Annotated in this window: 21 protein-coding genes; 11 read left to right on the top strand and 10 right to left on the bottom strand. The window is 67.3% G+C overall.

The genetic code is table 11. The annotated features are described in order from the left end of the window. Positions 1–3 precede the first annotated feature (3 nt). Both mvaD and mvk read right to left on the bottom strand, forming a co-directional pair. Complete coding sequence (gene mvaD, locus K8V11_RS11930; protein WP_303914505.1) at positions 4–1,011, bottom strand: diphosphomevalonate decarboxylase; 1,008 nt, start codon at positions 1,009–1,011, stop codon at positions 4–6. Then, positions 1,012–2,013, bottom strand: a complete 1,002-nt coding sequence (mvk, locus tag K8V11_RS11935; RefSeq protein ID WP_303914507.1) for a mevalonate kinase — start codon at positions 2,011–2,013, stop codon at positions 1,012–1,014. It lies immediately after the preceding gene. A gap of 218 nt (positions 2,014–2,231) precedes the next feature. Here mvk and K8V11_RS11940 point away from each other — a divergent pair, with 218 nt between their 5' ends. After that, entirely contained in the window at positions 2,232–3,392 is a 1,161-nt protein-coding gene (locus K8V11_RS11940) for a TerC family protein (RefSeq protein ID WP_303914510.1), read from the top strand. Between the two features lie 33 nt (positions 3,393–3,425). Here K8V11_RS11940 and K8V11_RS11945 read toward each other — a convergent pair whose 3' ends face one another. After that, positions 3,426–4,343, bottom strand: coding sequence for a hypothetical protein (locus tag K8V11_RS11945; protein ID WP_303914512.1), 918 nt, complete (start codon positions 4,341–4,343; stop codon positions 3,426–3,428). Positions 4,344–4,476: 133 nt separating this feature from the next. On the opposite strand from K8V11_RS11945, the gene K8V11_RS11950 reads away from it, so the two are divergent. Next, positions 4,477–5,535, top strand: coding sequence for an AraC family transcriptional regulator (locus tag K8V11_RS11950; protein WP_303914515.1), 1,059 nt, complete (start codon positions 4,477–4,479; stop codon positions 5,533–5,535). 85 nt (positions 5,536–5,620) lie between these two features. Continuing rightward, on the top strand, positions 5,621–6,793 hold the full coding sequence (locus K8V11_RS11955) for a hypothetical protein (protein ID WP_303914517.1): 1,173 nt from the start codon (positions 5,621–5,623) through the stop codon (positions 6,791–6,793). A gap of 14 nt (positions 6,794–6,807) precedes the next feature. Here the strand turns inward: K8V11_RS11955 and K8V11_RS11960 are convergent, their stop codons facing one another. From K8V11_RS11960 to K8V11_RS11970, 3 genes are all read right to left on the bottom strand, one after another. Continuing rightward, positions 6,808–7,302: a pyridoxamine 5'-phosphate oxidase family protein gene (locus K8V11_RS11960; RefSeq protein ID WP_303914520.1), complete on the bottom strand. Its 495-nt coding sequence runs from the start codon at positions 7,300–7,302 to the stop codon at positions 6,808–6,810. Positions 7,303–7,349: 47 nt separating this feature from the next. Beyond that, complete coding sequence (locus K8V11_RS11965) at positions 7,350–9,227, bottom strand: glycosyltransferase (protein WP_303914524.1); 1,878 nt, start codon at positions 9,225–9,227, stop codon at positions 7,350–7,352. Between the two features lie 121 nt (positions 9,228–9,348). After that, the gene (locus K8V11_RS11970; protein WP_303914527.1) at positions 9,349–9,849 is read right to left on the bottom strand and encodes a GtrA family protein; all 501 of its coding nucleotides are present in this window, start codon (positions 9,847–9,849) and stop codon (positions 9,349–9,351) included. A 179-nt stretch (positions 9,850–10,028) separates the two neighbouring features. Between K8V11_RS11970 and K8V11_RS11975 the strand changes: the two genes are divergently transcribed. From K8V11_RS11975 to K8V11_RS11990, 4 genes are all read left to right on the top strand, one after another. Next, entirely contained in the window at positions 10,029–11,483 is a 1,455-nt protein-coding gene (locus tag K8V11_RS11975; RefSeq protein ID WP_303914529.1) for a lipase family protein, read from the top strand. A gap of 48 nt (positions 11,484–11,531) precedes the next feature. After that, positions 11,532–13,013, top strand: a complete 1,482-nt coding sequence (locus K8V11_RS11980) for an FAD-binding oxidoreductase (protein WP_303914532.1) — start codon at positions 11,532–11,534, stop codon at positions 13,011–13,013. A gap of 67 nt (positions 13,014–13,080) precedes the next feature. Further along, a complete protein-coding gene (locus tag K8V11_RS11985) occupies positions 13,081–13,851 on the top strand; it encodes a decaprenylphospho-beta-D-erythro-pentofuranosid-2-ulose 2-reductase (RefSeq protein WP_067471535.1) in 771 nt (256 codons plus the stop codon). A gap of 116 nt (positions 13,852–13,967) precedes the next feature. Further along, entirely contained in the window at positions 13,968–14,579 is a 612-nt protein-coding gene (locus K8V11_RS11990; protein ID WP_303914537.1) for a hypothetical protein, read from the top strand. Here K8V11_RS11990 and K8V11_RS11995 read toward each other — a convergent pair. Next, positions 14,576–14,845 (bottom strand): putative quinol monooxygenase, encoded by a 270-nt coding sequence (locus K8V11_RS11995; RefSeq protein ID WP_303914540.1) that lies wholly within the window; start codon positions 14,843–14,845, stop codon positions 14,576–14,578. The two genes, K8V11_RS11990 and K8V11_RS11995, sit on opposite strands and share 4 nt — an antisense overlap. 230 nt (positions 14,846–15,075) lie before the next feature. Continuing rightward, the gene (locus K8V11_RS12000; RefSeq protein WP_303914543.1) at positions 15,076–15,228 is read right to left on the bottom strand and encodes a hypothetical protein; all 153 of its coding nucleotides are present in this window, start codon (positions 15,226–15,228) and stop codon (positions 15,076–15,078) included. 200 nt (positions 15,229–15,428) lie between these two features. Between K8V11_RS12000 and K8V11_RS12005 the strand changes: the two genes are divergently transcribed. The 3 genes from K8V11_RS12005 to K8V11_RS12015 all read left to right on the top strand — a co-directional run bounded on the left by K8V11_RS12005 (position 15,429) and on the right by K8V11_RS12015 (position 21,664). Then, positions 15,429–16,043 carry a TetR/AcrR family transcriptional regulator gene (locus K8V11_RS12005; RefSeq protein ID WP_303914546.1) on the top strand — a complete coding sequence of 205 codons (615 nt, stop codon included), beginning with the start codon at positions 15,429–15,431 and terminating at the stop codon, positions 16,041–16,043. A 102-nt stretch (positions 16,044–16,145) separates the two neighbouring features. Further along, on the top strand, positions 16,146–18,158 hold the full coding sequence (locus tag K8V11_RS12010) for an arabinofuranosyltransferase (RefSeq protein ID WP_303914550.1): 2,013 nt from the start codon (positions 16,146–16,148) through the stop codon (positions 18,156–18,158). A gap of 47 nt (positions 18,159–18,205) precedes the next feature. Beyond that, on the top strand, positions 18,206–21,664 hold the full coding sequence (locus tag K8V11_RS12015; protein WP_303914552.1) for an arabinosyltransferase domain-containing protein: 3,459 nt from the start codon (positions 18,206–18,208) through the stop codon (positions 21,662–21,664). A gap of 44 nt (positions 21,665–21,708) precedes the next feature. Here the strand turns inward: K8V11_RS12015 and K8V11_RS12020 are convergent, their stop codons facing one another. Next, on the bottom strand, positions 21,709–22,746 hold the full coding sequence (locus tag K8V11_RS12020) for an alpha/beta hydrolase family protein (protein ID WP_303914555.1): 1,038 nt from the start codon (positions 22,744–22,746) through the stop codon (positions 21,709–21,711). Between the two features lie 145 nt (positions 22,747–22,891). Between K8V11_RS12020 and K8V11_RS12025 the strand changes: the two genes are divergently transcribed. Beyond that, the gene (locus K8V11_RS12025; RefSeq protein WP_303914558.1) at positions 22,892–26,263 is read left to right on the top strand and encodes an arabinosyltransferase domain-containing protein; all 3,372 of its coding nucleotides are present in this window, start codon (positions 22,892–22,894) and stop codon (positions 26,261–26,263) included. Between the two features lie 168 nt (positions 26,264–26,431). On the opposite strand, the gene K8V11_RS12030 is transcribed toward K8V11_RS12025, so the two are convergent. Beyond that, positions 26,432–26,536 (bottom strand): Fe-Mn family superoxide dismutase (locus tag K8V11_RS12030; RefSeq protein ID WP_303914568.1); only part of this gene is annotated, 105 nt, incomplete at its 5' end.

A 26,536-nucleotide genomic window follows, 5' to 3' on the forward strand; every position in this document is an offset into this window, starting at 1 on the left:
TGCTCATGTCCCGCTTCGGGCGGCGTCGAAGGCTGCGCGAGCGGTCTCCTCGTCGACGCCATGCGCGCCGGGACCAGGGCCGACGACGCGGACCGTGCCGAGCTCGGCAAGCGCGCCGGCGACCGCGTCGGACTCGGCCGGGGTCGTGAGCACGGCGACATTGGGTCCGGCATCGGCGGTCGCCCACGCGGTGGTGCCAGAGTCGCGGAGCGCGGCGACGGCGTCGAAAATCTCGTGGCTACGCGGGGACAGGTACCGAATCGGCGGATCGCACGACTGGATCACCGCGTGCATGCGCAGGGCGTGGGTCTCGGCGATGCGGCCGATCTCGTCGATCTCGCCCGCGGCGCACGCGGCGACCATCTGCTCGAGGGTCTCCTCGGTGCACGTGACCCACTCGCCGTAGAACGGGGAGGTCGCGGCGGTGCGGCGCATCGCCTCGCGGCTCGATACCGCCTTCTGCGCGGCGTTCACCGTGACGATGACGAGCCGCATGTCGGGGGCGTCGATGGGTTCGGCGAAGGACTCGGCGTCGGTGTCGCCGGCGTGCCAGATGGCCATGCCGTCGACGACCGAGCGGGCGGCCGAACCCGAGCCGCGCCGCGCGAGGCGGCTCAGGGCTGCCTGGTCGAGGTCGAGGCCGAAGGCGCGCGAGGCAGCGACGGCCAGCGCGGAGAACCCGGATGCCGAGGACGCCAGCCCCGCCGCGGTCGGTGCCTCGTTGACGGTGACGGTATGAGCGCGGGCCGAGGACCCGGCCATCTCGCGGACGATGTCGAGGAACGCGGAGACGCGCGCCGCCGCGTCGCCGCTCGCGAGCTTCCCGTTGAGCTCGACCGTGTCCGAGTCCGCGGACGGGTCGAGCTCGACTCTCGTGGTGGTCGCGTAGGTGTCGAAGGTCATCGAAATGCTGCCTGCCGCGGGCAGCATCATCGCCTCATCGCGCTTTCCCCAGTACTTAACCAGGGCCATGTTCGGATATGCGCGAGCGATGCCGACGCCGTTACTCATCTACGGAACCACCTTCGTATGCCACGTGTGAACGGCGCCCGCCCGGTAGAGGGCATCGCGGATCTTCTCCGCATGGGCACCGGAGGGCGCGAGCGCCATGATGCAACCGCCGAGCCCGCCGCCGGTGAGCTTCGCCCCCAGCGCGCCGGCGGCGTTCGCCTCGGCGACGAGGGAATCGAGCAGCGGGGAGCTCACCCGGATCGACGCGAGGAGGCTGTGCACGGCGGACATCTTCTCCCCCAGCACCGTCTTCGCACCGGAGGTGAGATCGCCGACCGCGGCATCGGCGAGCTCGGCGAGCTCGGCGAGGATGCCCTCGACCCGCCCGGGCTCGGCCTCGCGCTGCACGCGGACCGACTCCACGGCCTCCGCGGTGCTGCCGGTGACCCCGGTATCGGCGATGACGAAATCGAACTCGCCGCCGACGGAGATCGCCGTTACCTCCCCGCGCTGGAAGCGGATCGGACTATCGGCGACCACGGTGCGCGCGTCGAGCCCGCTCGGCTTGCCATGCGCCACGGTCTCGGCGGCCTGGATGATCGTATTGAGCTGCTCCGGGTCTAGTTCGCGCCCGGCCATTGAGCCGATGGCTCGACCGATCGCCGCGCCGACGGCGGCGCTCGAACCGAGCCCACGGGCGAACGGGATGGTGCTATGCAGCCGCACGCTCACACCCGCCCCGGGCTGACCGGTAGCCTCGAGTGCCGCTGCGACGGCCGCACGCACGGGCCCGGTCTGGTGCTCCGTGTGGCACTGGTCGCCGGTGTATAGGTCGCTTTCGAGGTACAGCCCCTCGGCGCGCGGATTGACCCAGGCCTGCACACCGAGGACCTCGACCGGGATCGCGATCGCGGGGGCACCGTAAACGACGGAATGTTCCCCGAGCAGGATCGCCTTCGAATGGGCGTAGCCGGAACCGGCGTATTCGGTCTCCGTTGCGCCGTCCCCACCGCCGGTGGAGGCGGCGCGGGAACGAGCAGCGCTCAGCTGAACTTCGCTCATTCCACGTCCTCTCCCCCGTGGTGGATCGATGTGAACGCAAAATCCGGGGCGTTCGTATTCGATTCATTATGGCACGACGACTTTTGTCCCCGCGAAGTTCACCGGCTCGACGATGTATTCGCACGTTCGCGCCCTGCTCGACGGCGTGCGGCCTAGCCGTCACACCAAAGGAAACTCTTTTCCGATAAAATGTGACCTCACTCGTATGAGAGGACTCGATGTCGACCACAGTTTGGATCTTGACGGTCGCGCTGATCGTGGCGCTGCTCCTTTTCGACTACTTCTTCCACGTCCGCAAGGCGCACATTCCCACGATCAAGGAAGCGGCGGTGTGGTCGTCGATCTACGTCGGAATCGCCGTCTTGTTCGGCGTGGTCGTGTGGATCTTCGGCGGACAACAGATGGGCGTCGAATACTTCGCGGGCTATCTCACGGAGAAGGCGCTCAGCGTCGATAACCTGTTCGTATTCCTACTGGTCATCGCCAGTTTCAAGGTTCCACGGGCCGACCAGCAGAAGGTCTTGCTCTTCGGCATCGTGTTCTCCCTGATCGCGCGCACGGCGTTCATCTTCATCGGCGCCGCGGCACTCGAGCGCTTCGCGGTGCTCTTCTACATCTTCGGCCTCTTCCTCATCTGGACCGCGGGCCGGCTCATCACCGACGACAGCGACGACGACGCCGACAACATCGCGGTCCGCGTGGCGAAGAAGGTCATCCCCTCGACCGACCACTTCGACGGCGACAAGCTGTTCACCGTCGAAAATGGCAAGCGCGTCATGACGCCGATGTTGCTTGTCATGGTGGCCATCGGCGGCACCGACGTGATGTTCGCCTTCGACTCGATCCCGGCGATCTTCGGTATCACCCAGGACGTATTCATCGTCTTCACCGCGGTCACCTTCTCGCTCCTGGGTCTGCGCCAGCTGTACTTCCTCCTCGACGGTCTCCTCGATCGCCTCGTGTTCCTGTCCTACGGCCTGTCGGCGATCCTCGCGTTCATCGGCGTCAAGCTCGTGCTCCACGCGCTGCACGAGAACAACCTCCCATTCATCAACGACGGCGAACCGGTCAACGTGTGGGAGGTCCCGACCGAACTGTCGCTCGCGGTGATCGTCGTCGTCATCATCATTGTCGTGATCACCTCGCTCTACACCCCGGTCGGCCAGCGCAAGACGCGCCAGAACTCGGTGCTCAAGCACGCCAAGGAAGTCCTTCACGACGAGGACGACGAGGACGCCGCGCACAAGCACGAGTCGCTCATGAAGGAGGCCCACGCCAAGCTCCACCAGGGCGAGGAGACAGAGGAGATCCGCACGTACATGGATCACGTCGCGTACCGGATGAAGTACGGCGAAAACCCGAAGGAAGCCGAGGCGTAGGCCCGACTCAACTCAGAGCAGCACCGGCCCGGTTCATCCGAGCCAGAAGCTGGCCTCCAATGTTGTAGCGCGGCCGCCCAGGGCGGGTGCGAGGTGCGGGTCTTTCCCCACCATCGCCCCGCCGGCGCCCGTGGCGCGTCGCGGGTGCCTCGATGCCGAGGAGAGCACCTCGTCCACGCGCGCGACAATCGCCGCCGCTTCGCAGCGCACATAGCCCGGAGGCACCGAGATCACCCGCCATCCGGGCACGCGCGGCGCGGGCCCCTCGACGATCACCGCGCGCAGTGCCCTGTGCAGCAGAAGCGGCGACCACACGATCTGACTCCCACCTGGCGGCGACAAACGTATCTGCTCGCCGGGGCGAAACCCGTCGATCCCGGCCTGCACCAGCTGAGCCCGAAGCCACGACACTTCTCTCGTGGGGCTCGCCGCGTCGACACCCGCGATGACGCGCCGGATGAACCGCGCCCGAGGAAACTCCTCGACGCACTCGGCCAGTTCTTCGCGCGTGCCCGGCTGCACGCGCTCGAGTCCGTCGAGAGCGATGCTCGCCTCGACGAACGACGCCGTGCGGCATAGTTCCGCCGCGGTCGCCACCGGATCGGCGACGCGCATACCGTCCACCTCGCGAATTCGCTTTTCGGCGGGCACCAGCCGCGTGTGTCTGCGGCCGGGCAACGAACGCCGCGCCATCGCCGACGCCACGTGTGGCACGGCACCGCGCGGTATCCACGGGTGATGCCACAGCAGCGCGGCCGACCAACCGACCAGGACCGCGTCCGGATATTGGACGGCGACCGCACGCGTGCGCACCGCGAAGGTCGGCCGCACGTCGCGCCGCAGGTGCATGCCCGGCCATAACTGCCGGTAGTTTTTGTCGACCGCGGACCTGGGGATATGACGTCGTAGGTCCGTGCCCAGCACCGGACCGCGCGGATACTCGTAACCCATGCCCTGATCATCGCCCGTCAGGCGCCGCCCGTGGGGCCGCTACATTTCTCCGGCGCGGGCCACTCCTCTCCGCGTCTCGACGGTAAAATCACCGGGACCAGCTACCAGACGCACTGCAAGAACGGTCGCCGCCTTGGAACCCCTGATTCGCTCCGCCAGCCTGCGCGGCTTCGCGCCGCTCATCACGGCTCTCGGCGGGGACCCCGGCGCGTATCTCTCCCGGTTCGGCATCCCCCGCCGCGCCCTCGACCGCGACGACGGGCTCGTGTCCATCACCGCGCACGATCTCATGCTCGACGCGGCCGCGGCGGAACTCGGGTGCCCGGACCTCGGTCTGCGCCTCGCCGAACACCAGGATCTCGATATCCTCGGTCCCATCGCGGTCGCCGTCGCAGCATCCTCCAATGGCGCCGAGGCGCTTCGCTACGCCGCGCAGTTCATGTTCGTCCACAGCCCGGCGCTCGCGATCGAGATCTCCCCTGACCCGTGGGACGAGCGTGGGGTCGTCGCGCTCACCTATCGCAAGGACATCTTGCAATCGCCGTACTCGCCGCAGGCCATCGAACTCGGCCTCGGAGTCTTCTTCCACGTGGGTTCGTCGCTGCTCGCAGGCGCCCCGGGGTTCCGCTCCGTGGAGATCCCGCATTCGCCGATTGCGCCGGTATCGCGCTACACCGAGTTCTTCGGCACCGACGTGAAGTTCAACCGGCCGACCGCGGCACTGCGCGTTGATCGCAGGGTGCTGGAGAACTCCTTTGCCTCGGCCGACGACACCGTCCGAAGTGCCGCGGTCGACTTTCTCTCGGCGCGGTATTCGAACCCGAATCAGTCGTTCGCGCACCGCACGCGCCTGGCCATCGCCGAGCACCTGCACGCGGGTGCCCCGTCACTGTCCACGATCGCCGAGCTCCTCACCCAACATCCGAGGACCCTGCAGCGCCAGCTCGCCGAGGAGGACACGAGCTACGCTGTCATCCTCGACTCGGTTCGCCGGGACACCGCATACCGCTACCTCACGACAACCGACCTCCCACTCGGCCAGATCGCCTCGCTCGTCGGCTTCCGCGAACAGTCCGCGCTCAGCCACGCCGTCCGCCGCTGGTACGGAGTCTCCCCGCGGGAGCTTCGCGATGGAGGTCCTGGCGCCGGTCCCGGGTATACACCAGGCCACACCCGGGGGGACGCCACATAAACTTGTCGTCACAGAACAAGTTTTTCCCCGCAACCGGGAGCAATGTCGAGGTAAGCAACGAACTGCCAGATGAAGGAGCCGCCGCGTGTCCCAGGCAACCGAACCCACCACGACCGACGAGAAGACCACCGCCGCAACGAGTACCGATGACGCGCTCGCCGCGATCGGCGCCCGCACGATCCCCGAGTTCGAGGGGGTACACGACGTGTGGCCGCGCGGCAAGCGACTCGACGCCGTGCGTGAGGCGGCGGAGAAGTACAAGCGCCGCTTCAAGGAGCAGGGGCAGGTCACCGCGGTGAAGTCGGTGGATGTCGCCGGCGCCCCGTACCCGGTCAACTATGCATTCAACGATGCCGTGCGCCCGCCGTACATCCCGCTGATCACGATGATCAACCGCATGGTTGTCGTGCAGTACGAGGATTGGAACGGGACCGCCCGCACTCTCGTCTTCGAGCCGACGATGCCCGAGGGCTCCGCAGAGGCGCCGTTCTACGACAATCTGCAGAAGTGGGCGAACTCGATTCCGTTCGGCAAGCGGGTCACCGACTTTATTCTCAAGTACTACTACGAGCCGGACGAGGCACTTGCGAAGGTCGGTCTGACGCCCGAGGATGTCGATTTCTGCACCTTCGACCACCTGCACGTCCAGGATCCGCGGATGATCCTCGGCTCCTCCAGCGTGATCGAAGGCGAGTCCGAGCCTCGCAAGCCGCTGTTCGGGAACGCGAAGATGCTCGTGCACCGCAAGGAGCTTGCCACGCTCGAGTCGCTGCACCCCATGCAGTGGGCCTGGTACGTCGAAGACGGCCTCGAGGGCGTCGACATGTCCAAGTTCGCGCTGTTCGAGGGCGATATCGAGCTCGGCCCCGGCATCTCGCTCCTGTGGACGCCGGGGCACACCGACGGCAACCACTCGCTCGTGATCAACACTCCGGACGGGGTGTGGGTGTCCTCCGAGAATGGCATCTCGCTCGACAATTGGCAGCCGGAACAGTCGAAGATCCCGGGCGTGCGCAAGTACCACGAGGAGTTCGGCCGCGAGATCTGCCCGAATGCCAACACGCTCGAGGATTCCCTCGACCAGTACGACTCCATGATCAAGGAAAAGACCATGGCGGATCCGTGCAAGGACGACCCGCGCTGGCTTCAGATCCTGCCCTCGACCGAGCTCGCGCCGTGGAAGCGTTTCTGGCCGGTCGTACCCACGTATTGCCACGGCGGGATCTCGTACGGCACGATCACGCCGCGGAAGAAGTAGGGTCCAGCCGGCGACTAGCCTCCCGCGGTGCGGCCTCCCGCAGGCATCGGCGGGAGGCCGAGCTTGCGGTGGTCCCACGAGCGCGTCCGAGCGACGTCAACCCGCACGGCTATACGTTTGTGGAGCATCGCGGCGACCATGGGTTCGGCCTCGGCGTCGTAGTCGCCGTAGTAACGCTCCCAGATATCGATGCCGAGCCGCTGGAGCGCGTCGGGGTCGGTGGTGATCTCCGCGTGCCCCTCAAGGGCGACGCCGCGCAGGCTGTCGTAGGTGTCGCCGTCCTCGATGAGCACGCTGACACGCGAATCCCGACGCAGGTTAACGGCCTTCTGTGATTTTTCCTTCGTCTCGAACCACAGGTGCCCATCGAGGTAGCCGAACCACATGGCGACCAGGTGCGGCTGCCCGCCGGAGCCGACCGTGGCAAGTGTGGCGGTGCGCCGGGAGGCGATGAACTCGTCGATCTCACCCGGGCTCATCTCGATCTCGGATCTTCGGTTCGTGCCCATCGCCCGTCCTTCCCGGGTGCCGGCGCGGCGCCGCGCTCCCGCAGTGCTCAGCTGTTGTAGAGACGCTCCCAGTTCTCGCGCCCGGTGAGCTCGGGCTGCGCGGCGCGCCAACGCTCCGCGGCCGCGTCGAACTCGGAGTTCAGCCGGCGCAGCACCGCCTCGAGTTCCTTGGTGATCGCGATCGCCCGTTGCCTGTCGAAGGTGCGGTGGCGCACGCCGGTCTGGGAGGCGTCGGTGACGTAGGCCTCCGCGAACAGCGAGACGTGCCACCATTTAGCGTCCTCGAACGGGATCGACACCGGTCCCGGGCGTTTGCGGCCGAGCAGCGCCTGCACCGCGCGCTTGCCGAGGATCTTGTCGTCGGCGCTGTCGTCGGGAGTCCCCTCGCGGCGCGCGACGGTGACCCCGGCGGGCATGGCGTCGACCGGCAACTTCTTGGTTTCCGGGTACCGCTCGCGCTCGGCGCGGATGGACTGGAGGGCGCGCTGTCCGCCGTCATCCAGCGTGCTTGGCCCTTCGAGGAATGCCTCGATGCCGCGGATTCGCGTGATGGCGAGGCCGTAGCTCATCGAGGCGATGGTCTGGCCGATCGTGCGGCGCAGACGGGCGATGGCCTGCTTGCGGGTGATGCCGTGGCGGATCGTCGCCGTGATGAGCGAATTGCGCTGGTAGAAAAACTGGCCGAAGTCGTCGGCGTCCTTCCAGTAGAAGTCCGCGTGCCACACCGCGGCGCCCTGCAGGGTCGCGGTCGGGTAGCCGGCCTGGCGCGCGCGGATGCCGTACTCGATGTCGTCCCACTGAAAGAAGTACGGCATCGGCAGGCCGATGTCTTCTGTGACCTCGCTGGGCACGAGGCACGACCACCAGGCGTTGTACTCCGCGTCGATGCGGCGCTCCTGGATGTTGTCGATGACCGACTCGTCGCGGACCGCCCAGTCGTCCGAATCGAGGCCGGCCTTGAGCTGGGACATGTCCGTGCGCTCGCCGGAGACGAGAAGGTAGTCGGGGTTGAAAAGGTAGAGCATCTGCGCGCCGACGAGGATCGGCGAGCGCGTGAGCTGGGCGAAGGCGAACAGGCGCAGGACCGATTCTGGTTCGACGCGGACGTCGTCGTCCATGAGAAGGGTGTCGACCGGGCCCGAGGCGAGGGAGTCGGTGCTCGTCGCCTCGAACAGGCCGCGGGAGAAGCCGCCTGCGCCGCCGAGGTTGGCCTGGCGGATATAACGCAGCTTGTCGCCGAAAATGCCTTTTGCCTGCTGGAGGTTCTCGCGGGTCTCTACGAGATCGGTGCCCTGGTCGGTGAGGTAGACGGTGCCGACGAGGTCGACGACCTCGGAATCTTCGGCGAGCGCGGAGACGGTGGCGGCGCAGTCGTCGGCGCGGTTGAAGGTGCAGATGGCGATCGCGGTCTGGCGGCGTTCGCGAGTGGTGGTGGCGTACCAGCGGATGCTGGTGATCCGCGCGTCGTGGTCGAAGGCGCGCAGGTCGAGCCACATCCCTCCGCCGTCATAAAACGAGGTGACGGGAACGGTGAGCGAGGCGGTGCCGGAGCCGATATGGCGGGTGAAGTCGACGGTGCGGACGTGGGATCCGATATCGGAGGCGCGCACGAGAACGTCGACCTCGCCGCCGGATTCGGTCTCGATGGCGACCTCGACGCGGACGGAATCGAGCTCGGTCCAGCGCTGCCAGTAGCTTGCCTCGAAGCGGCCGAAGTAGGTGTTCGTGTCGACGCGTGCGCCGGCGCCGAGGTGCAGGGTGTCGCGGGTGCGGCGGACTCGGCCGGCGTGTTCGCGGGTGTAGAGCTGGTCGTTGACCCAGGAGCGCGTTCCGGCGAAGAACGTGCGCTGGATAAGCACGTCCCGCGGGCCGCGCTCGGCACCTGCCGCCGCGCCGGTCTCGTTCTGTGCCTTTGTGTCCTGCACCTTAAGTCGCTACTCCTCGTTCCGTGCCCGCCCGTGCCACGCCACGGGGGCCGAGAAGTGGCGCCGCGGCACGCGAAGCTCATGGTCTACGTGCACGAACAGGCTACTACGCAGGCCCGATCTAGCTGCGGAAGATGAACGCGCGCTGCACGATAAAGTTCGTGACCGTCGCGACGCCCTGACCGATGACGAAACCGATGGTGGACGCCCACCACAGCGAGAGTTCCTGGTCGAGAAGCACCTTGGTAATGAGGGTCGCCAGACCCCATTGAACGACGAACATGACGCCGTACACCGTCATGGTCACGGCGAACTTACGCCACGACGGTTCTGCCCGGAATGTGTACCGGCGATTGAGTGCGTACGCGGTGAGCGTGCCGAAGACAAACGAGATCGCCTTGGCCACTGGGTACGACAGGCCGGCGAGATGCATGAGTAACTGGAAAATTCCGTAGTCGACGACCGCTGAGACGCCACCGACGAGGACGAACCGGATGAGCTGGTCCTTGAGGCCGAGCGGCGCGGGAAGGTCCTCGGCGCGGATGTGCTCGCCTTCGCGCACCGGGATCTCGCGGATTTCCGAGTGGCGGCCTTCGGCGGGTGTGTCGTTCGTACTACTCACGCTGAATACAGTGCCACAGGTCGCCGCGCGGGTCCCCTCGGCGCGTCCGCTCCGGTGCGCTGCTCACGGATCTTTGCGAGGCGTGAGCTCACACATACGTACTTTTCAGGCTCAGCTCAGGTGCGTTAGCCTGTACTGGTCGTTCTTCGCGTTTCTTCGCCAGGGTTCTAGGGGCTTGTATGTCTGATCGGTTCGTCAATGCGTCCATCCGCGCCAGGAGGTGGGCGCGACCGGCGTTCTCGATCGGCGCCGCAGCGGTGCTCGCAGTCGGCGCGCTCGCCGTTCCGGCGACTGCGAATGCACAGTCACTGATCAACGCCCTGCCCGGGATGAGCAACCTGCCCGGTCAAGAGGGTTCCGTCGGGCATGGCTCGTCCGAAGAAGGCTCGCTCGAGGCGTTTACCCCGGCCGCCGAATCCGATCGCGTTGCGGAGCGATACCTTCCCGATCCGTCGGGCGACCCGTGGTACGACCGCGACCTGGACTTCGACAAGAGCGCAGCCCCCGGAACCATTCTCGATGCGCGCCCCGTCCAGCTGCCGTCGATGGGCCTACACCGCATCGAATCGTCGTGGCAGGTGCTCATCCGCAGCAACGACACCAACGAGAACGCACAGATCGCGGTGGCGACGATCGTGTTGCCGAAGGCCGAATGGTCCGGCGATGGGCCGCGGCCGCTGGTCGCGAGCAGCTACGCGACAGATTCGCTCGGCCTGGCCTGCCAGCCGAGCCGGACGCTGCCGAAGGGGATCGCGCCGACCGCCCCGAACGCCATGCTCGACCAGCGCTTCCTCGACCAGGGGTACGCCCTCGTCGTGCCGGACCACCAGGGCCCGAAGGCCGCGTATGCGGCCGGGCGGCAGGCCGGGCACGTCGTGCTCGACTCGATCCGCGCCGCCCGCTCCTTCGTGCCGCCGGGCAGCGAGGAGGCGCCGCTCGCCAAGTCGAAGGTCGCGCAGCTGGGCTTCTCCGGCGGAGCGATCGCCGCAGGCTGGGCCGCACAGATCCAGCCGACCTACGCGCCGGAGCTCGAGGACGTGTTCGTCGGCACGTCCATCGGCGGCGTACCGGCAGACTTCGGCGCACTCATGACGACGATGGACGGCTACTACGGGCCGGCCGGCATCTTCCGCGCCGCCGTTCTCGGCGTCGCCCGCGAGTACCCGGCCCTCTACAAGCACCTCAACCCCCTGGGCGACGTGTTCGCCTACACCTCGCGCAACGCGTGCTCGGAAGAGCTGCACTGGCAGGGGCTAGCGCAGCTGCCGATCGACAGCCTGACGACGGACAGGCACGTGCTCGCCGACCCGGAGGTGCGCCGCATCCTCGTGGAGAACACGCTCGGCCCGAACCCTGAACGCCCGAAGGAAATCCCCTCCCAGCCGATGCAGGTGTGGCAGGGCGACGACGATGCCCCGATCGTGCCGAACACCTCCATCGCCATCGGCGATTACTGGGTTCCGACCTGGGCGGTCAAGCGCATGGTGTCGAACTGGTGCAAGGCCGGGGTCCAGACCCAGTACCAGCCCGTGCCCGGAGAGCACCTGGTCTCGGCAGGCACCGGAGCGGACCCGGCCTTCGCGTGGATCGATGCACGGATGCGTGATCTACCTCTCGAGGCGAGCTGTAACTAGCGCGGGATCCGCGACCTGAGGGGCATTTCGGCGTAAAATCGCTCAGCGATGACTACGAACACGCCCCACCACTCGAACGCCCAGGCTCCGCAGGGTTCTTCCGACGGAGTTCTGCTCGGCGAACTCCGCAGGCTCACCGGCTGGGGGCGCACATCCCCGGCCCGCAGTGACGTAATCACGCCGCGCAGCACCGAAGAGATTGCTGCGGTCGTCGAGAGGGTCGCCGACGCGGTCTCGGGAAGCGAGACGGGGCTGAGCCACGCCCCGCGCGGCGTGCTCGCCCGTGGGCTCGGGCGCTCCTACGGCGACAGCGCCCAGAATTCCGGCGGCGTCGTGCTCGACCTCAGCCGCTTCAACAAGATCCATCTAATTGACGCCGAGCGCGCCGAGGTCGTCGTGGACGCGGGCGTGAACCTCGACCAGCTGATGCGCGCCGCGCTCCCTTCGGGCCTGTGGGTTCCGGTCCTTCCGGGCACCCGTCAGGTGACGGTCGGCGGCGCCATCGGCCACGATATCCACGGCAAGAACCACCACTCTGCGGGCTCCTTCGGCAACCATGTCACGCGCATGGAGCTGCTCACCGCGTCGGGCAAGGTGCTCACCCTCGAGCCGGAGGGCACCTCGGACGATCCGGACGGCTCGATTTTCTGGGCGACGGTCGGCGGCAACGGCCTCACCGGCATCGTGCTCAAGGCGACCATCGCGATGACGCGCACGGAGACGGCGTTCTTCCTCGCGGACGACGACCAGACGAACACGCTCGACGAGACCATCGCGCTGCATACCGACGGCTCCGAGGACCGCTACACCTACTCCTCGGCGTGGTTCGATGCGATCTCGGCCCCACCGAAGCTCGGTCGCGCCGCGATCTCCCGGGGCAACCTCGCCACGCTCGCGCAGCTCGAGGAGTTCGCCCCGAAGCTCGCGAAGGACCCGCTGGCGATGAATGCGAAGCCGCTCATCACCTTCCCCGATATCTTCCCCAACGGCCTGGCGAACAAATACACCTTCGGCCCGATTGGCGAGGTCTACTACCGCATGGGCGGGACCAGCAGAAACAAGATCAAAACGCTGCCGCAGTTCTACCACATGCTCGACCTGTTCTCGGAGTGGAACAGGGCCTACGGATCCAACGGGTTCCTGCAGTACCAATTCATCGTCCCGCCGGGCGAGGTCGACGGGTTCAAGGACATCATCCGCGACATCCAGTCCTCGGGGCACTACTCGTTCCTCAACGTGTTCAAGCTCTTCGGCAAGGGCAACAAGGCGCCGCTGTCCTTCCCGATGGAGGGCTGGAACGTGTGCGTCGACTTCCCCATCAACTCCCGGCTCAACGAGTTCGTCACCCACCTCGACCGCCGCGTCATGGACATGGGCGGACGCCTGTACACGGCGAAGGATTCGCGCGTCCCCGCCGCCACCTTCCACCAGATGTACCCCGAGGTCGACAACTGGATCTCGGTCCGTCGACGCGTGGACCCGAACGGCGTGTTCATGTCGGACATGGGCCGCCGACTCGAGCTCGTCTGACCGGCGGGCCCGTCCCGCACCGCCTGCACCCACGCCCGCACCCCATTCGAAAGGCACGTGAAGCTTCGTGATCAACGCCGTCGGAAACCCGCAAACCCTCCTCGTCCTCGGTGGCACCTCCGAGATCGGCCTCGCCATCTGCGAGGAATTCCTGCAGAAGGGCCCGATGAAGATCGTGCTCGCCGCTCTGCCGAACGACCCGCTGCGCGAGGACGCCGTCGCCCAGATGAAGGCGGCCGGCGCCACCGATGTCGAGCTCGTCGACTTCGACGCCCTGGATTTCGACAGCCACTCCGACGTCATCGATAAGTGCTTTGCCGCGGGCGTGGGCGGCGACATCGACGTCGCGATCGTCGCGTTCGGCATGCTCGGCGACGCCGAGACGCTGTGGCAGGACCAGAAGCTCGCAGTGACGGCGGCCGAGCTCAACTACACGGCGGCAGTGTCCGTCGGCGTGCTGCTCGGGCAGAAGTTCAAGGCGCAGGGGTACGGCCAGATCGTGGCCATGTCCTCGGCGGCCGGTGAGCGCGTGCGGCGCTCGAACTTCGTCTACGGCTCGACGAAGGCCGGTCTCGACGGCTTTTACCTCAAGCTCGGTGTGGCGCTCAAGGAGTACGGCGCGAAGGTGCTCGTCGTGCGTCCGGGGCAGGTGCGTACGCGCATGTCCGCCGGCGTCGACGAGGCCCCGCTGACGGTGAACAAGGAAGACGTCGGGCGGCTGGTCGTGCAGGCCGTCGACAAGGGCAAGGACCTGATTTGGGCGCCGCCGGCCTTCCAGCTCGTGATGATGGCGCTGCGCTCGATCCCCCGCCCGATTTTCGACAAGCTGCCGATTTAAGCTTCTCGCGTCCCACCGCACCCACCGTATTTCCCGCGCAGGGAACTTCGGTGGGTGTTGTCGTCTCCTAGCGGTGCAAGCCCATTGGGAAACGTGGAGGGGGCATGGAGACGCGCATGACGAATGGCCCGGTTGAGAACTTTGTGGTCGTATCCCAGAGTTCGCCTTCCCCAGGAGGTCGCGGAGCCGCTGAGTATGCCTGGATCGGCAAGATTTTCTGGCTCGGCGCGTGGTGGGTCGTGTCCGTATTATTAGACGCTCTGCTCCTCACATCTCTGCCGGATACGATCTCGTTTTGGGAACGCTTGAGCGATTCCCAAGCGGTGCTATCGAACGGCACATTGTTCGCCATCTTCTACGGTCCGCCGGCCGCGCTGTTGAGTCTGGTGCTGTCGAAATTGTGGGCTCGTTTCGCGAGGCGGACTGCGGTGGAATCGGCACGGCCGAAGCACTCAAGTTCAACGCGGACCCTCGTGTGGACCCTGGTCATCGGCCCACTCATCTGGTACTACCTCTGCATCTACGGTTTTGTCGCCGTGTTCGCCAACGACATGATCGGTGAAGAGGCTCTGCTCGAACTGGTTGTCGCCCTACCCTCGGCCGCACTTTGGGGAGCCATGTACGGAACCGTGGTGGGCATTGTCGGAATCCCAATCTTCATGCTGATCGGTTTCGCGGTTTCCGGCGGCTTCCGGAAGGCATGTCGTCGACGCCGGACACGCTCCTAGGCGGTCTCGAATTCGGCGACGTCCGCCGTCAGAATGTGTTGACTTTGGTTGTCTTCGGGCCCGTTGCCGCGGAAGGCCTGCAGGTTGTCCCAGTTGTCCCAACGTTCGTAGACGTTGATGCGCGCGGGGTCGACGATGTCGGCGGAGAGCGCGAAGTCGAGGCAACCCGCGGCGGCGCGGCCCTGCTCGACAATTGTCTCGCAGCCGGCGAGGTAGGACTCGCGACCTGCAGGGTCGACGGTGATGTGGCCGGCAACGATGATCACGGCTGGGCCTTTCTGGTGCGGATTTCGAAAAGTCGATGTGGCACCATTCTCGGGCCTCCGGGCTGTGCGCTTTTGTCCGATCCTGCCGAATGCCTATGGTTTTCCGCCCAGGCACAGTGAATTGCGATCGCCGCGGAAGTGACTGGTCGACGTCGATGCCGTACCCGGATCGAACTCGGACCTAACGAACCCCTAGGGGCGCGATCTCTTCGCGCCCCTCGGAAGCGAAACTAGACCATCGCCTTGGGCTGTGCACCGCCTTCTTCGGGCAGGCGCACCGCCTCGAAAGTACGCGGGCTGGCCTCGGCGCGGTGAAAAATCGCGTGAGCCATATCGACTCCCCGGACAGCTTCCATGATGACGTTCCACATTGCCTTGAGCATCGTGATCTCTCTTTCTGCACCCCGGAGGGACGGATAATCCGCGCCCCGCCGGATGACAACCGGGACACTCCGGCTGTCCGCCTGCGCACCGCCGCTGCTTCGGCGATGCGGTCCAGCCGAACAAGCTCCTGACAAGCCGATTCGGAAAGTTGATGAACTAGTTTGTAAACCGATCGGTTTACACCTCTATACTGACCTGTATGGTTAGGAAAAATCAAGCCCCTTCCAGAACTCCGGCCGCGCAGGCCGTTCTCGAGGCCGCTGCGTGGTTGTTTTACGAGAAGGGCATCAACGCCGTGGGCGTCGAAGCCATCGCCGAACGGGCCGGTGTCACGAAGAAGACGCTCTACGATCAGTTCGGATCCAAGGCGAATCTCGTCGTCGAATACCTGACGGAAAGGGACCTCGACTACTACGCATGGCTGCGTGAGGCGATCGACAAACACACGGGCACGGACAGAATCCTCGCGGTGTTCGACGCGCTCGACACGTGGATGCGGGCGCGTAGTCCCAAGGGCTGCGCATTCGTGCATGCCCACGGGGAGCTCCTCGCGGTCCCCGATCATCCGGCGCACGCGGTCATCCGGGCGGAGAAGCGCTGGCTTCTGCGACTGTTCGTCGAGCTCGCAGAAGCGGAGGGGCACCGGCAGCCCGATGCCGTAGCGACTCAACTGGTGTGCCTCCTCGAGGGAGCCACGGTCCTCCGCTCGATTTCCGATATCACCGAGGCGGTGGCGCAGTCCCGGAACGCAGCGGCCGTCCTTCTCGAAGCAGCTGGCTCCGAGCGCACCCTCGCTGCGAACAAGCCGGCGTAGATCCCGTCGCGGGCCGCTCCACGCGCAACTCCGGCCCGTCGAATCGCTCGTGATGCCGTCGCTTCGCGCGCATCCATTACCCCAAGCGATAGGTTCTACTGTGTGACTTCCCGCAAGACTCCCGCCCCCACGCCCGCGAGCACGACCGCTGCGCGAGGTCGGCTCCTCGCTCCCGCCGCACTCGCAGCGATCTCCGTCGTCGCCGCCGCGATCATCGCGCTCGCCGTGATCTTCGTGTTCGGCCGCGTCGATTTCCCCGCGTTCACGAGCTCCAACGTCCTGTTCGCGATCACCGTCGTCGCGCAGGTCGTGGCCCTCGCGACGATCGTGGCCGGCGCGTGGCTCGCGCGCAGGGGCGAGAGAGGCGCGGCGCTCGGGAAGATGGGACCAGCGACGTCAACAAGAGTGGGCAAGCTGCTTCTCCCCGCCGCCAATGCGCTCCTGGTGACGGTGACGCTCGCGATCCCGCTGTCCGCGACGCGCCTGTATCTCATGGGCGTGAGCGTCGACCAAGAGTTCCGCTCGCAGTTCCTCGGCCGCTCCGCGACGAGCGCCGGGCTGCCCGACATGGCGTACGCGGACATGCCGTCGTTCTACCCCTCGGGCTGGTTCTGGCTCGGCGGGCGCTTCGCGAACGTGCTCGGCATGGATGGCTGGGAGGCGTACAAGCCGTGGGCGATCGTCTCGCTCGCGGCGATCGCGGCGCTCGCGATGGTGCTGTGGACCCGGTTGCTGCGCACCGACATCGGCGCCGCCGCAGCAACCGTGACCACGCTGGTCATGCTCGCCCACGGATCGCACGAGCCCTACGGCGCCGTCGTCGCGCTCCTCGCGCCTCCGATGCTCCTGCTCGCCTGGCATGCCGTCGCGCCCACGCGGGGCGTGCGCAGCACCTCCGGCGCACAACCCTCCACCCATGACGCCGGAGGTGCGGGGCGCTTCGCGGTTGCCGCAACCCTCGTGTTCCTCGGCATCTCCGCATGCTTCTACACCCTCTACACCGGTTGGGCCGCGCTCACAGTGGTGCTCATGGCGCTCGTCAGCGCCGGGCTCGCCCGGTGGGGGCGGACCTCGCGCGGCTACGGCGCGGGCCTGCCCATCGTGCGCCTGATCATCATCGGCGTGGGCTCGATGATCGTCGCGCTGCTCGCGTGGGCGCCGTATCTGTGGTCCGCGCTCACCGGATCGACGGCCGCCTCCGGCCTGGCGAACCACTACCTGCCGCCCGAGGGCGCGCAGTTCCCGCTGCCGATGTTCGACACCGACCCCGTCGGCCTGTTGTGCCTGGCAGGCGTCGTGTGGCTGGCGCTGCGCGCGGGTACCTCACGGCGCGCCGCCGCTCTCGGGCTGGGCGTCGCCGGTGCTTACGCGTGGGTCGGACTCTCGCTGCTCGCCTCGGTCGTCGGGACGACGCTGCTCAGCTTCCGCATGGACCTGATCATCTCGATGCTCCTCGCGGCGGCGGGCGTCTTCGGCGCGTTCGAGCTGGCCGGCGCGCTCGCGAAGCTCCGCATCGGTTCCACCGCGGGCAGCCGCGCCGTGGCGGCGCTCGCCGCCGTGTCCGCGCTCGGCGCGGTCTCCTACGCCCAGCACATTCCCACCCAGCTCGAACCCGAACTCACCCACGCGTACGAGGACACCGACGGCAACGGCGAGCGCGGCGACCGTCAGGAAGCCGACAAGGCTCGCTACTACCCCGAGATCGACGAATTCCTGCGCACCGAGCTCGGCCGCGCGCCCGAGGACATCGTCGTCGAAACGGGGGCGCCCGGCTTCTTCGCCGTCACCGATTATCTCGCCTACCAGGCGGTGACGACGCACTACGCCAACCCGCTCGCTCACTTCGGCGAGCGCTCCGCCGTCATCGAATCGTGGGCGGATGCCGAGACTCCGGAGGAGCTGCACGCGGCGATCACGGACACCGAGTGGCGCGCCCCGGACGCGCTCGTCGCCGAGCGCAAAGGCGACAACTACACCCTGCGGCTCTCGCGCGATGTCTTCCCGAGCGATCCGAACGTAGAGTTCTTTACGGTGACCATCGACGCCGATGCTGTCGACGGCGACCAGTTCACCACGACCGATATCGGCCCGTTTACGGTGATCGAAGTGAACTAGCTGCCCAAAACGGCAGGCCGCGCAGCAAAGTGAGATAGATTTTGCCAATGAGCTCCACCGCCAGCTCCGAGGACTCGGAAACCCGTTCCACCAGCACCGCACCACGCGGGCGCTGGCATAACGCGCGCGTTCTCGCGGCGGTGCTCGGTTTCCTCGGTGCGGGCCTCGCGCTCATCTCGGGACTGCTGCCGGTGAACCAGAACAACGCGGAGATCAACTGGGCGCCGGGCGAGGACTTCACCTCCGTCACCGCGCCGCTCGTCTCGGGCCGCGCGATCGACCTCGACATCAACATCCCCTGCGATGCGGCCGCCGAAGCCGACGAGGACACGGTCCTGCTCTCCACGCTGCCCGAGTCCTCCCCGGGACGGTCCGCCGACGGACTCATGGTCGTGCGCGGCCGCAACGCGGACGGCGAATCCAGCCTCGAGGTCATCGTCCGCAACCTCACCCTGGTCTCCGTGCCCGTCGATGCGCTGCGCTCGGAGGCCTGCGACACCATCCACATCTCCGCGACTCCCGACGGCGTCGTCGGCGACGCGGGCGAGGCCACATTCACCTCCGGCGAATCCGCGGGCGAGCCGATCACGGGCAGCTTCGGCGGGGACATGCGGCCGCAGGTCGTCGGCCTGTTCACCGACCTCTCTCCCTCGACCGCGCCCGAAGGTCTATCGGGTATGACGGCGCACGTCACCGTCGACTCGCGATACTCGTCCTCCCCCACCTTCATCAAGCTGCTCGCGATGATCGTGGGCGTCGCCGCGACGATCGGTTCCCTCTACTACCTGCGCCAGTTGGACCTCAAAGACGGTCGCCACCACGTGCGCATCATGCCGCGACAGCGACGCGGCATCACCACTCTCGACGGAATCGTCGCCGGCGTGCTCGGCATCTGGCATCTCGTCGGCGCGAACACCTCGGACGACGGCTACCTGCTCACCATGGCGCGAAGCGCCGGTCCGAGCGGGTACATGGCCAACTATTTCCGCTGGCTGGGCTCGCCCGAGTCGCCGGTCGGTTGGTACTACGAGATCCTCAAGTTGATGACCCACGTGTCCACCGCGAGTGTGTGGATGCGGCTGCCCACGCTGCTGTGCGGCCTGGCGACGTGGTGGATCCTCACGCGTGAGGTGATCCCTCGTTTGGGCCGTCTGGCCCGAACGTGGCCGGTTCCCGAGTGGGCCGGCGCGGCGGTGTTCCTCGCGTTCTGGATGGCGTTCAACAACGGTCTTCGCCCCGAGCCGGTCATCGCGCTCGGCGCGCTCGTCACGTTCATCCTCATCGAGAGGTCGATCGCCACCAGACGCCTGCTGCCCGCCTATCTCGCGGTGGTCGTCGCCGCGTTCTCCATCGGCACCGGCCCCACGGCGCTCATCTGTGTCGCGATTCTTCTCGCGGGCACCCGCATCGTGTTCAAGACGATGCGCGAGCGCGCCGCGACGTTCGGCTGGGCGCCGGTGCTCGGCCCGTTCTTCGCCGCCGGGTTCCTGCTGCTGTTCACGGTCTTCGCCGACCAAACCCTCGCGTCGGTGGCGACCGCCTCGCGAATCCGCACCGAGCTCGGCCCCTCACTTCCCTGGTACGGCGAAAAGGAACGCTGGGTATCGCTGTTCTCGGTGGGCGAGGACGGAGGCATGTCCCGGCGCTTCCCGATGCTGCTCATGCTGCTGTCCGTCGGCATCGTCGCCCTCGCGCTCCTGCGCCACCGCCGGATTCCCGAGGTCGCCGCCGGGCCCGCGCGACGCCTCGTCGGCATCGTCCTCGGCTCGCTCGGCATGCTCGCGTTCACCCCGACCAAGTGGACACACCACTTCGGCATATTCGCGGGCATCGGCGCGGCGGTGGCCGTTGCCGCCGTGCTATCGCTGCGGCCGAAGGTGGTCGGCGGGCCGCGCAACGCGTGGCTCGTGGGTGCCGCGATCTCCGCCGTCACGGCTTTGGCCACCGCCACGGACAACGTGTGGTGGTACGTCTCGAACTACGGCATGCCGTTCGGCGAGTCTTTCCCCGCGATCGGCGGCGTGCAGATCAATTACCTCGCGTTCGGCGTGACGCTGATCTGCCTGCTTATGGCGCTGCTCACCCACACCGAGATCTTGCCGCCGAGGGAGTCGTGGCCCGCATGGATGCGCCCGACGGGACGGCCGTCGTGGGTGCGCCTGCCCGGGTTCGCGCACCGGATCGCCGCATGGTTCGGCGTCGTCGTGCCGGAGGGCTCCGCCGGAAAGCAGGACGCGGAAACGGACGAGACCGCCGACACCACAGGCAAGCCCGCAGAGAAGAAGGCGCTCGAGCGCTCGCACCCGCGACGGATGGGCATGCCCGCGACGGCGTTCACGGCGATCGCGTTCCTGCTGGTCGCCACGAACCTCGCCTCCGCGCTTGTCGCCGTGTTCGACCGCTCACCCGGCTACACCGTGGGCCGCTCGAACGCGCGGGCGCTCGTCGGCAACCCGTGCTCCCTCGCCGACGCCGTGCTCGTCGAGGAGAACTCCAACGACGGCGTACTTCAGCCGGTCGGCACATCGGTGGCCAATTCTCTGGGCGCAGGCGAGCGGACGGGCTTCGCCCCCAACGGCATCCCCGAGCAGATCCCCGTGGACACCACCGAATCCGATTCCAGCTCCACGCTCGGCGGGTTCGAAGCGGACGCCACCGGCGATCCCGGCGTCGATGCGGGCACGACAGGCGGTCAGGGCGAGGAGACGATCAACGGCTCCACCGCGTCGCTGCCGTTCGACCTCGACCCGGCGGAGACTCCCGTCCTCGGCTCCTACCGGCGCGGGCCGCAGTCCCAGGCGAGGCTCCAGTCCGGCTGGTACGAGCTCCCCGGGCGCACGCCGCTTCGCCCGCTGCTCGTCGTCGCCGCCGCCGGATGGATCTCGGCCGGCGATCTCGAGGTGCAGTACGGCCGCGCCGGCAAGGTCGGCACCGAGGGCCCGACCAACTTCGAGGTCGAGGGGTCGCTCCCGCTCATCGACGTCGGCCCGGCCCCGACGTGGCGCAACCTGCGCGTGCCGCTCGAGTCGATCCCCGACGACGCCGAGGTCGTGCGCATCGTCGCCCGCGACAACAACCTCGCGCCCGACTGGTGGATGGCGGTCACGCCGCCGCGAAACCCGACGCTGCGGACACTGCAGGACATCGTCGGCAGCGAAACCCCGGTGCTCGCCGACTGGATCGTCGCGCTCGCCTTCCCGTGCCAGCGCCCGTTCGTCCACAACGACGGCATCGCCGAGATCCCGCGCTACCGCATCCTCGCCGACCGAGAGTCCTCGACCATGGCGAACTGGTGGCAGTCGGCGAAGGCCGGCGGCCCGCTGCTGTGGATCGAGCAGACCACCAAGCCGGTCACCATCCCGACCTATCTCAACCACGATTGGGGACGGGACTGGGGCTCGCTGCAGCGGCTCGACCCGCTCGATCCAGAGGCGGTACCCGCGCAGATCGACCGCAGCCAGAGCCTGCGCTCCGGCCTGTGGTCACCAGGCGAGATGGTCGGCTGACCCCACCTCCCCATCCGCCCATGACGGCGGAGGTGCGAAAAAGATCAGGCGCCGATGGCCCCGGCGATCGTCTGGTCCCAGCTCGTGCGCATCGAGTGCGCGAACAGCGGGAACGAGTGCGATCCCTGCGGCATGTAGTAGCGATTGACGTCCACTCCCGCCGCGCGTGCGTTGTTCGCGAACACCTCGGTGCACCCGTTGACGCCGGCCTCGACCGCGGCGGGCCCGGTCCACAGGTTGAGCCCGTCATACGGCTGGTTCTGCGGTTCGTCGATCGGTCCGGGCACCCCGGATCCCGAGGAGACGAACACCTTGACGTCGCGCAGCCGGCCAGGGTCGGCGTTCGGATCGTGATCGGGCCAGGACGGGGAGAACGGCTGACCCCACGCATTGAACGGGTTCCCGCCGCCCGAGGCCATGATCGCCGCGGACGAGAAGATCCCGGCGGCGCCGGAACGGATCGGGCAGCCCGAATAGGAGGCGGCTGCGCGGAAACGCTGGGGCGCGTGGGCGGCGATGTCGAGAGCAGCGCCGCCAGTCGAGGACAGTCCGCCGATGGCGTCGCGCCCGGTGCCGTGGAAGGCGCCGTCGATAAGCCCCGGGAGTTCGGACTCCATGTAGGTGTTCCATTTGTTGACGCCCAGAGCCGGATCCGGAAAGTCCCAGTCGGTCCACGCAGAGTGCGGGCCGCCGATCGGCATGACGACGTTGACGTTCTTGTCCGCGAAGAACGAGCGCACGTCGGTGTGCCTGGACCACGAGAAGTCCGAGGGGATCGCGCTGCCCTTGATTCCCGGCAGCAGGTAGAAGGTGGGGCGGGCCTGGCCGCCCGGCGCCGAGATCACCTCGTTGACCACGATCTCGCGGTTGGCCGGCGACCACACATGCACCCGGTGGAAATTGCCTCCGAGGTCCTCGGTCTTGACGATGTGCGCCTGGTCGCCGAGCCACGGCTGCTCGTATTCCTGCGGCGGGACGGGCAGTTCCGATTGCGCGGTGGCGAGCGGCGCCGAGGCGACGGCGGTGGAAGCGAATAGAGCGACGGCGACCGCGAGGGCACTAGCTGAGGTGAGTCGGGCCATGGCCGAGCCTCGTTCCTTCGGAGTCCGAATCTGGATTCCACTTTTGTTTATCATGGTTACTTTGTGGGTACAAGCGATTCGGGCTCCCGATGAAGTACACGGCAAAACGTATGTTTGGTGCGTACGTGGCCTAAAATGACTTCTCGTGCAGAACCCCTCTCCAGAGCCCTCACCTCACAAGCACGACCGGTCGGGCGAGAAGTCCACCCCGCAGGGCGCGCCCGCGACGGCTGCGCGCACCACGCGCGCCCGCCGTCATGCCGTAATCGCCGCGGTGGCCGGCCTGCTCGGCTTCCTGTGCTTCTTGGTGACCCCGTTCCTCCCGGTCCAGCAGACGGAGAGCGCTCTCAACTGGCCGCAGGACGGCGAGGTCAACTCGGTGATCGCGCCGCAGATGAGCTACACGCCGCAGTCCATCGACATCGCGATGCCCTGCGAGCTGGTCTCCGATCTGCCCGACGAAGGCGGGATCCTCGTGTCCACCGCGCCCGGTCAAGGCGAGAACACCTCGCTGCGCGCGCTGTTCGTCCGCGCCACCGAAGACAACGTCGAGATCACCTCGCGCGGCCGCATCATCGCGAACGCCGAGCGTAACCGCGTCGAGGCCGGGGACTGCTCGGAGATCACGGTCGCCGTGCGCGCCGACACGATCACCGGTGAATTCGTCGGAATGACCGACGCCCCCAACGCGTCGCGCACCGTCGACGACGCGTTCGGCCTGCGCCCGACGCTCGTGGGCATCTACACCGACCTGCCCACGTCCACGTCTCCCGAGGGGATGTCGGTGCACGTCGACGTCGATTCGCGCTTCACCTCGAATCCGTCGGTGATCAAGTGGACGGTCATGGCGGTCGGCGTGCTCGCCACGCTCATCGCCCTGTGGGCACTCCACCAGCTCGATAAGCTCGACGGCCGCTCGAGCCGTCGCTTCCTGCCCTCCCGGCTGTTCCGTTTCCGGCTTGTTGACGGCGTGGTTGCCGGCGTCCTCGTGGTGTGGCACTTCATCGGCGCGAACACCTCAGACGACGGCTACATCCTGTCGATGGCGCGGGTGGCCTCGGACGCCGATTACATGGCGAATTATTACCGCTGGTACGGCGTCCCCGAGTCCCCATTCGGCTCGCCTTATTACGACATGCTCGCGTTGATCTCGCACGTGTCGACGAACTCGCTGTGGATGCGTCTGCCCGCTCTCATCGCGGGCATCCTGTGCTGGCTGTTGTTGTCGAAGGAAGTGATCCCGCGCCTCGGACGGGCCGCGCGCACGACGCCCGTCGTGCACTGGACGGCCGCCGCGGTGTTCCTCGCCTTCTGGACCGCCTTCAACAACGGCCTGCGCCCGGAGCCGATCATCGCCTTCGGTGCGCTTCTTACCTGGTGCTCGATCGAGAGGGCGGTGGCGACCAGACGCCTGCTCCCGGCGGCGATCGCCTGCATCATCGCCGCATTCTCCCTAGCCGCCGGCCCGACGGGGCTGATGGCGGTCGCCGCGCTACTCGCCGGCACGCGCCCGGTCATCGCCGCGATCGTCGTGCGCGCACGCATCCTCGGCGGCGGGATCGTCCGGGGCGTGCTGCCGCTGGTGTTGCCGATCCTCGCGGCGGGCACGATGGTGCTCGTCGCCGTGTTCGGCGACCAGACCGCCGCTTCCGTGCGCGAGGCCATCCGCGTGCGCGGCGAGATCGGCCCGAACCTGCACTGGTACCAGGAATTCATCCGGTACTACTATCTGCTCATCCAGACGGTCGACGGTTCGCTGGCGCGACGCCTGCCGATGCTGCTCACACTGCTGTGCCTTGCGGTGGTCATCGGTCTCGTCCTCAGCCGCGGCCGCATTCCGGGCGCCGCCAAGGGGCCGACCACGCGTTTGGTCATCGTCGTCGTGGGAACGATGTTCTTCATGATGTTCTCGCCGACCAAGTGGACGCACCACTTCGGCGTTTACGCGTCCATCGGCGCCGCGATCGCCGCGCTCGCCTCGTTGGCGATCTACCGGGTCGCGCTCAACTCTTCCCGCAACCGGACGCTGTTCCTCGCGGTGTCGCTGCTCGTGCTCGCGGTCGCCGCTGCGGGCACCAACGGCTGGTGGTACGTCTCGAGCTTCGGAATCCCGTGGTGGGACCGGCCGCCGTCATTCCGCGGCATCCAGGCCTCGACGGTTTTGCTGGTCATGTCGGTCGCACTGTTCGCGCTCGCCGCGTTCCAGCACCTGCGCGCGGACTACACCAGGCAGACCACCCCGCAGACCAGCGCGGGCCGCAATCGCCTTCGCTCCTTCGCGGCGGCGCCCGTCGCCGTCATCGCCGGGCTGCTCGTGGTGTTCAACGTCGCCTCGCTCGCCAAGGGCGCGCAGGCCCAGTACCCGGGCTATTCGGTGGGCCTCGGCAACGCGAAATCGCTTGCCGGCGAGCCGTGCATGCTCGCCGAACAGGTCCTCGTCGAACCCGACGCGAACGCGGGCATGCTCGCCCCGGTCGACCCGAACATGTCGGCGTCCGAGGCCCTGGAGGGCCGCACCTCGACCGGCTTCGATCCTGACGGCGTGGCCTCCGATCTCTCGGCGGACTCGATCACCGGCAGCGTCGGCACCGCCGGTTCCACCGAGGACCCCGATTCCGGGCCCGAGGAGCACAAGGGCCAGGGCGCCGGTACGAGCGGCGGCGAGGGCTCTGAGGGGATCAACGGCTCGACCGTCGCCCTGCCCTTCGGCCTCGACCCGGCCGCCACCCCCGTGCTCGGCTCGTACCGCAGTGGTCCGCAGCAGGAGGCGAACCTCGAGACCGGCTGGTATTCGATCCCGGAGGACGACGATTCGCCGCTACTCGTCGTCACCGCGGCCGGACGCGTCGCACATCTCGACGTCGTCGGTTCCTTCGCCTACGGCCAGGATTTGGTCTTCCAGTTCGGACAGACCCAGCCGGACGGCTCGGTGACCCCGGTCGGCGAGGACGTCCTGCCCAAGGACATCGGGCCGAACCCGTCGTGGCGCAACCTGCGTGTCCCGCGCTCGGAGTTCCCCGAGGGCGCCGACAGCGTGCGGATCTCCATCCGCGACGGCGACCTCAACCCCGACCAGTGGGTCGCGATCACCCCGCCGCGCATGGCGCAGCTCGACACGCTGCAGGACTACGTCGGCTCCGAGGACCCTGTGCTCCTCGACTGGGCGGTCGGCCTGCAGTTCCCGTGCCAGCGCCCGTTCGGCCATTCGGCCGGCGTGGCCGAGGTGCCCAAGTTCCGCATCCTGCCCGACCGTCCGCTCGCGGTGACCGCGACGGGCACCTGGCAGGACTACAAGGCCGGCGGACCGCTGGGCTGGGCGACGATGGGGCTCGAGGCCGAGTCCGTCCCGACGTATCTCAACCACAGCTGGGATCGCGACTGGGGCTCACTAGAGCGGTACACCCCGTACGGCACCTACGCCGGACAGCCGGTGCCCGCCGAGGTCGATACCACCACGCGGCAGCGGTGGGGCTGGTGGGAGCCCGAGGCGAAGATCTTCGTGACGAACCCGCAGTAGTGGGCATCGAAGCGGCGCGTGCCCTGGTTCAGGACGCGTAGCGCGTACTCATTAATACAGCTGCGCCCTCCGGCTTTTGTGGTGCCGGAGGCCGCGAGCTTATTGCCTGTGAGCTGGCGTGTGGGGCCAGCTAGCCGGGGGCGGTTATGCCTGTGTGGCTGTGGCTGGTTATGCCTTGGCCGCAGCGTAACGGGAGGCGACGTCCTCCCAGTTGAATACGTCCCACACAGCGTTGACGTAATCAGCCTTGACGTTCTTGTACTGCAGGTAGAA

It is taken from the genome of Dietzia timorensis, assembly GCF_020742175.1.
Lineage (GTDB): Bacteria > Actinomycetota > Actinomycetes > Mycobacteriales > Mycobacteriaceae > Dietzia > Dietzia timorensis_A.

Coding starts and splice junctions, on each gene's coding strand:
- mvaD (WP_303914505.1), bottom strand. CDS start 1,011: ATGAGTAACGGCGTCGGCATCGCTCGCGCATATCCGAACATGGCCCTG.
- mvk (WP_303914507.1), bottom strand. CDS start 2,013: ATGAGCGAAGTTCAGCTGAGCGCTGCTCGTTCCCGCGCCGCCTCCACC.
- K8V11_RS11940 (WP_303914510.1), top strand. CDS start 2,232: ATGTCGACCACAGTTTGGATCTTGACGGTCGCGCTGATCGTGGCGCTG.
- K8V11_RS11945 (WP_303914512.1), bottom strand. CDS start 4,343: ATGGGTTACGAGTATCCGCGCGGTCCGGTGCTGGGCACGGACCTACGA.
- K8V11_RS11960 (WP_303914520.1), bottom strand. CDS start 7,302: ATGGGCACGAACCGAAGATCCGAGATCGAGATGAGCCCGGGTGAGATC.
- K8V11_RS11975 (WP_303914529.1), top strand. CDS start 10,029: ATGTCTGATCGGTTCGTCAATGCGTCCATCCGCGCCAGGAGGTGGGCG.
- K8V11_RS11980 (WP_303914532.1), top strand. CDS start 11,532: ATGACTACGAACACGCCCCACCACTCGAACGCCCAGGCTCCGCAGGGT.
- K8V11_RS11990 (WP_303914537.1), top strand. CDS start 13,968: ATGACGAATGGCCCGGTTGAGAACTTTGTGGTCGTATCCCAGAGTTCG.
- K8V11_RS12000 (WP_303914543.1), bottom strand. CDS start 15,228: ATGCTCAAGGCAATGTGGAACGTCATCATGGAAGCTGTCCGGGGAGTC.
- K8V11_RS12005 (WP_303914546.1), top strand. CDS start 15,429: ATGGTTAGGAAAAATCAAGCCCCTTCCAGAACTCCGGCCGCGCAGGCC.
- K8V11_RS12015 (WP_303914552.1), top strand. CDS start 18,206: ATGAGCTCCACCGCCAGCTCCGAGGACTCGGAAACCCGTTCCACCAGC.
- K8V11_RS12020 (WP_303914555.1), bottom strand. CDS start 22,746: ATGGCCCGACTCACCTCAGCTAGTGCCCTCGCGGTCGCCGTCGCTCTA.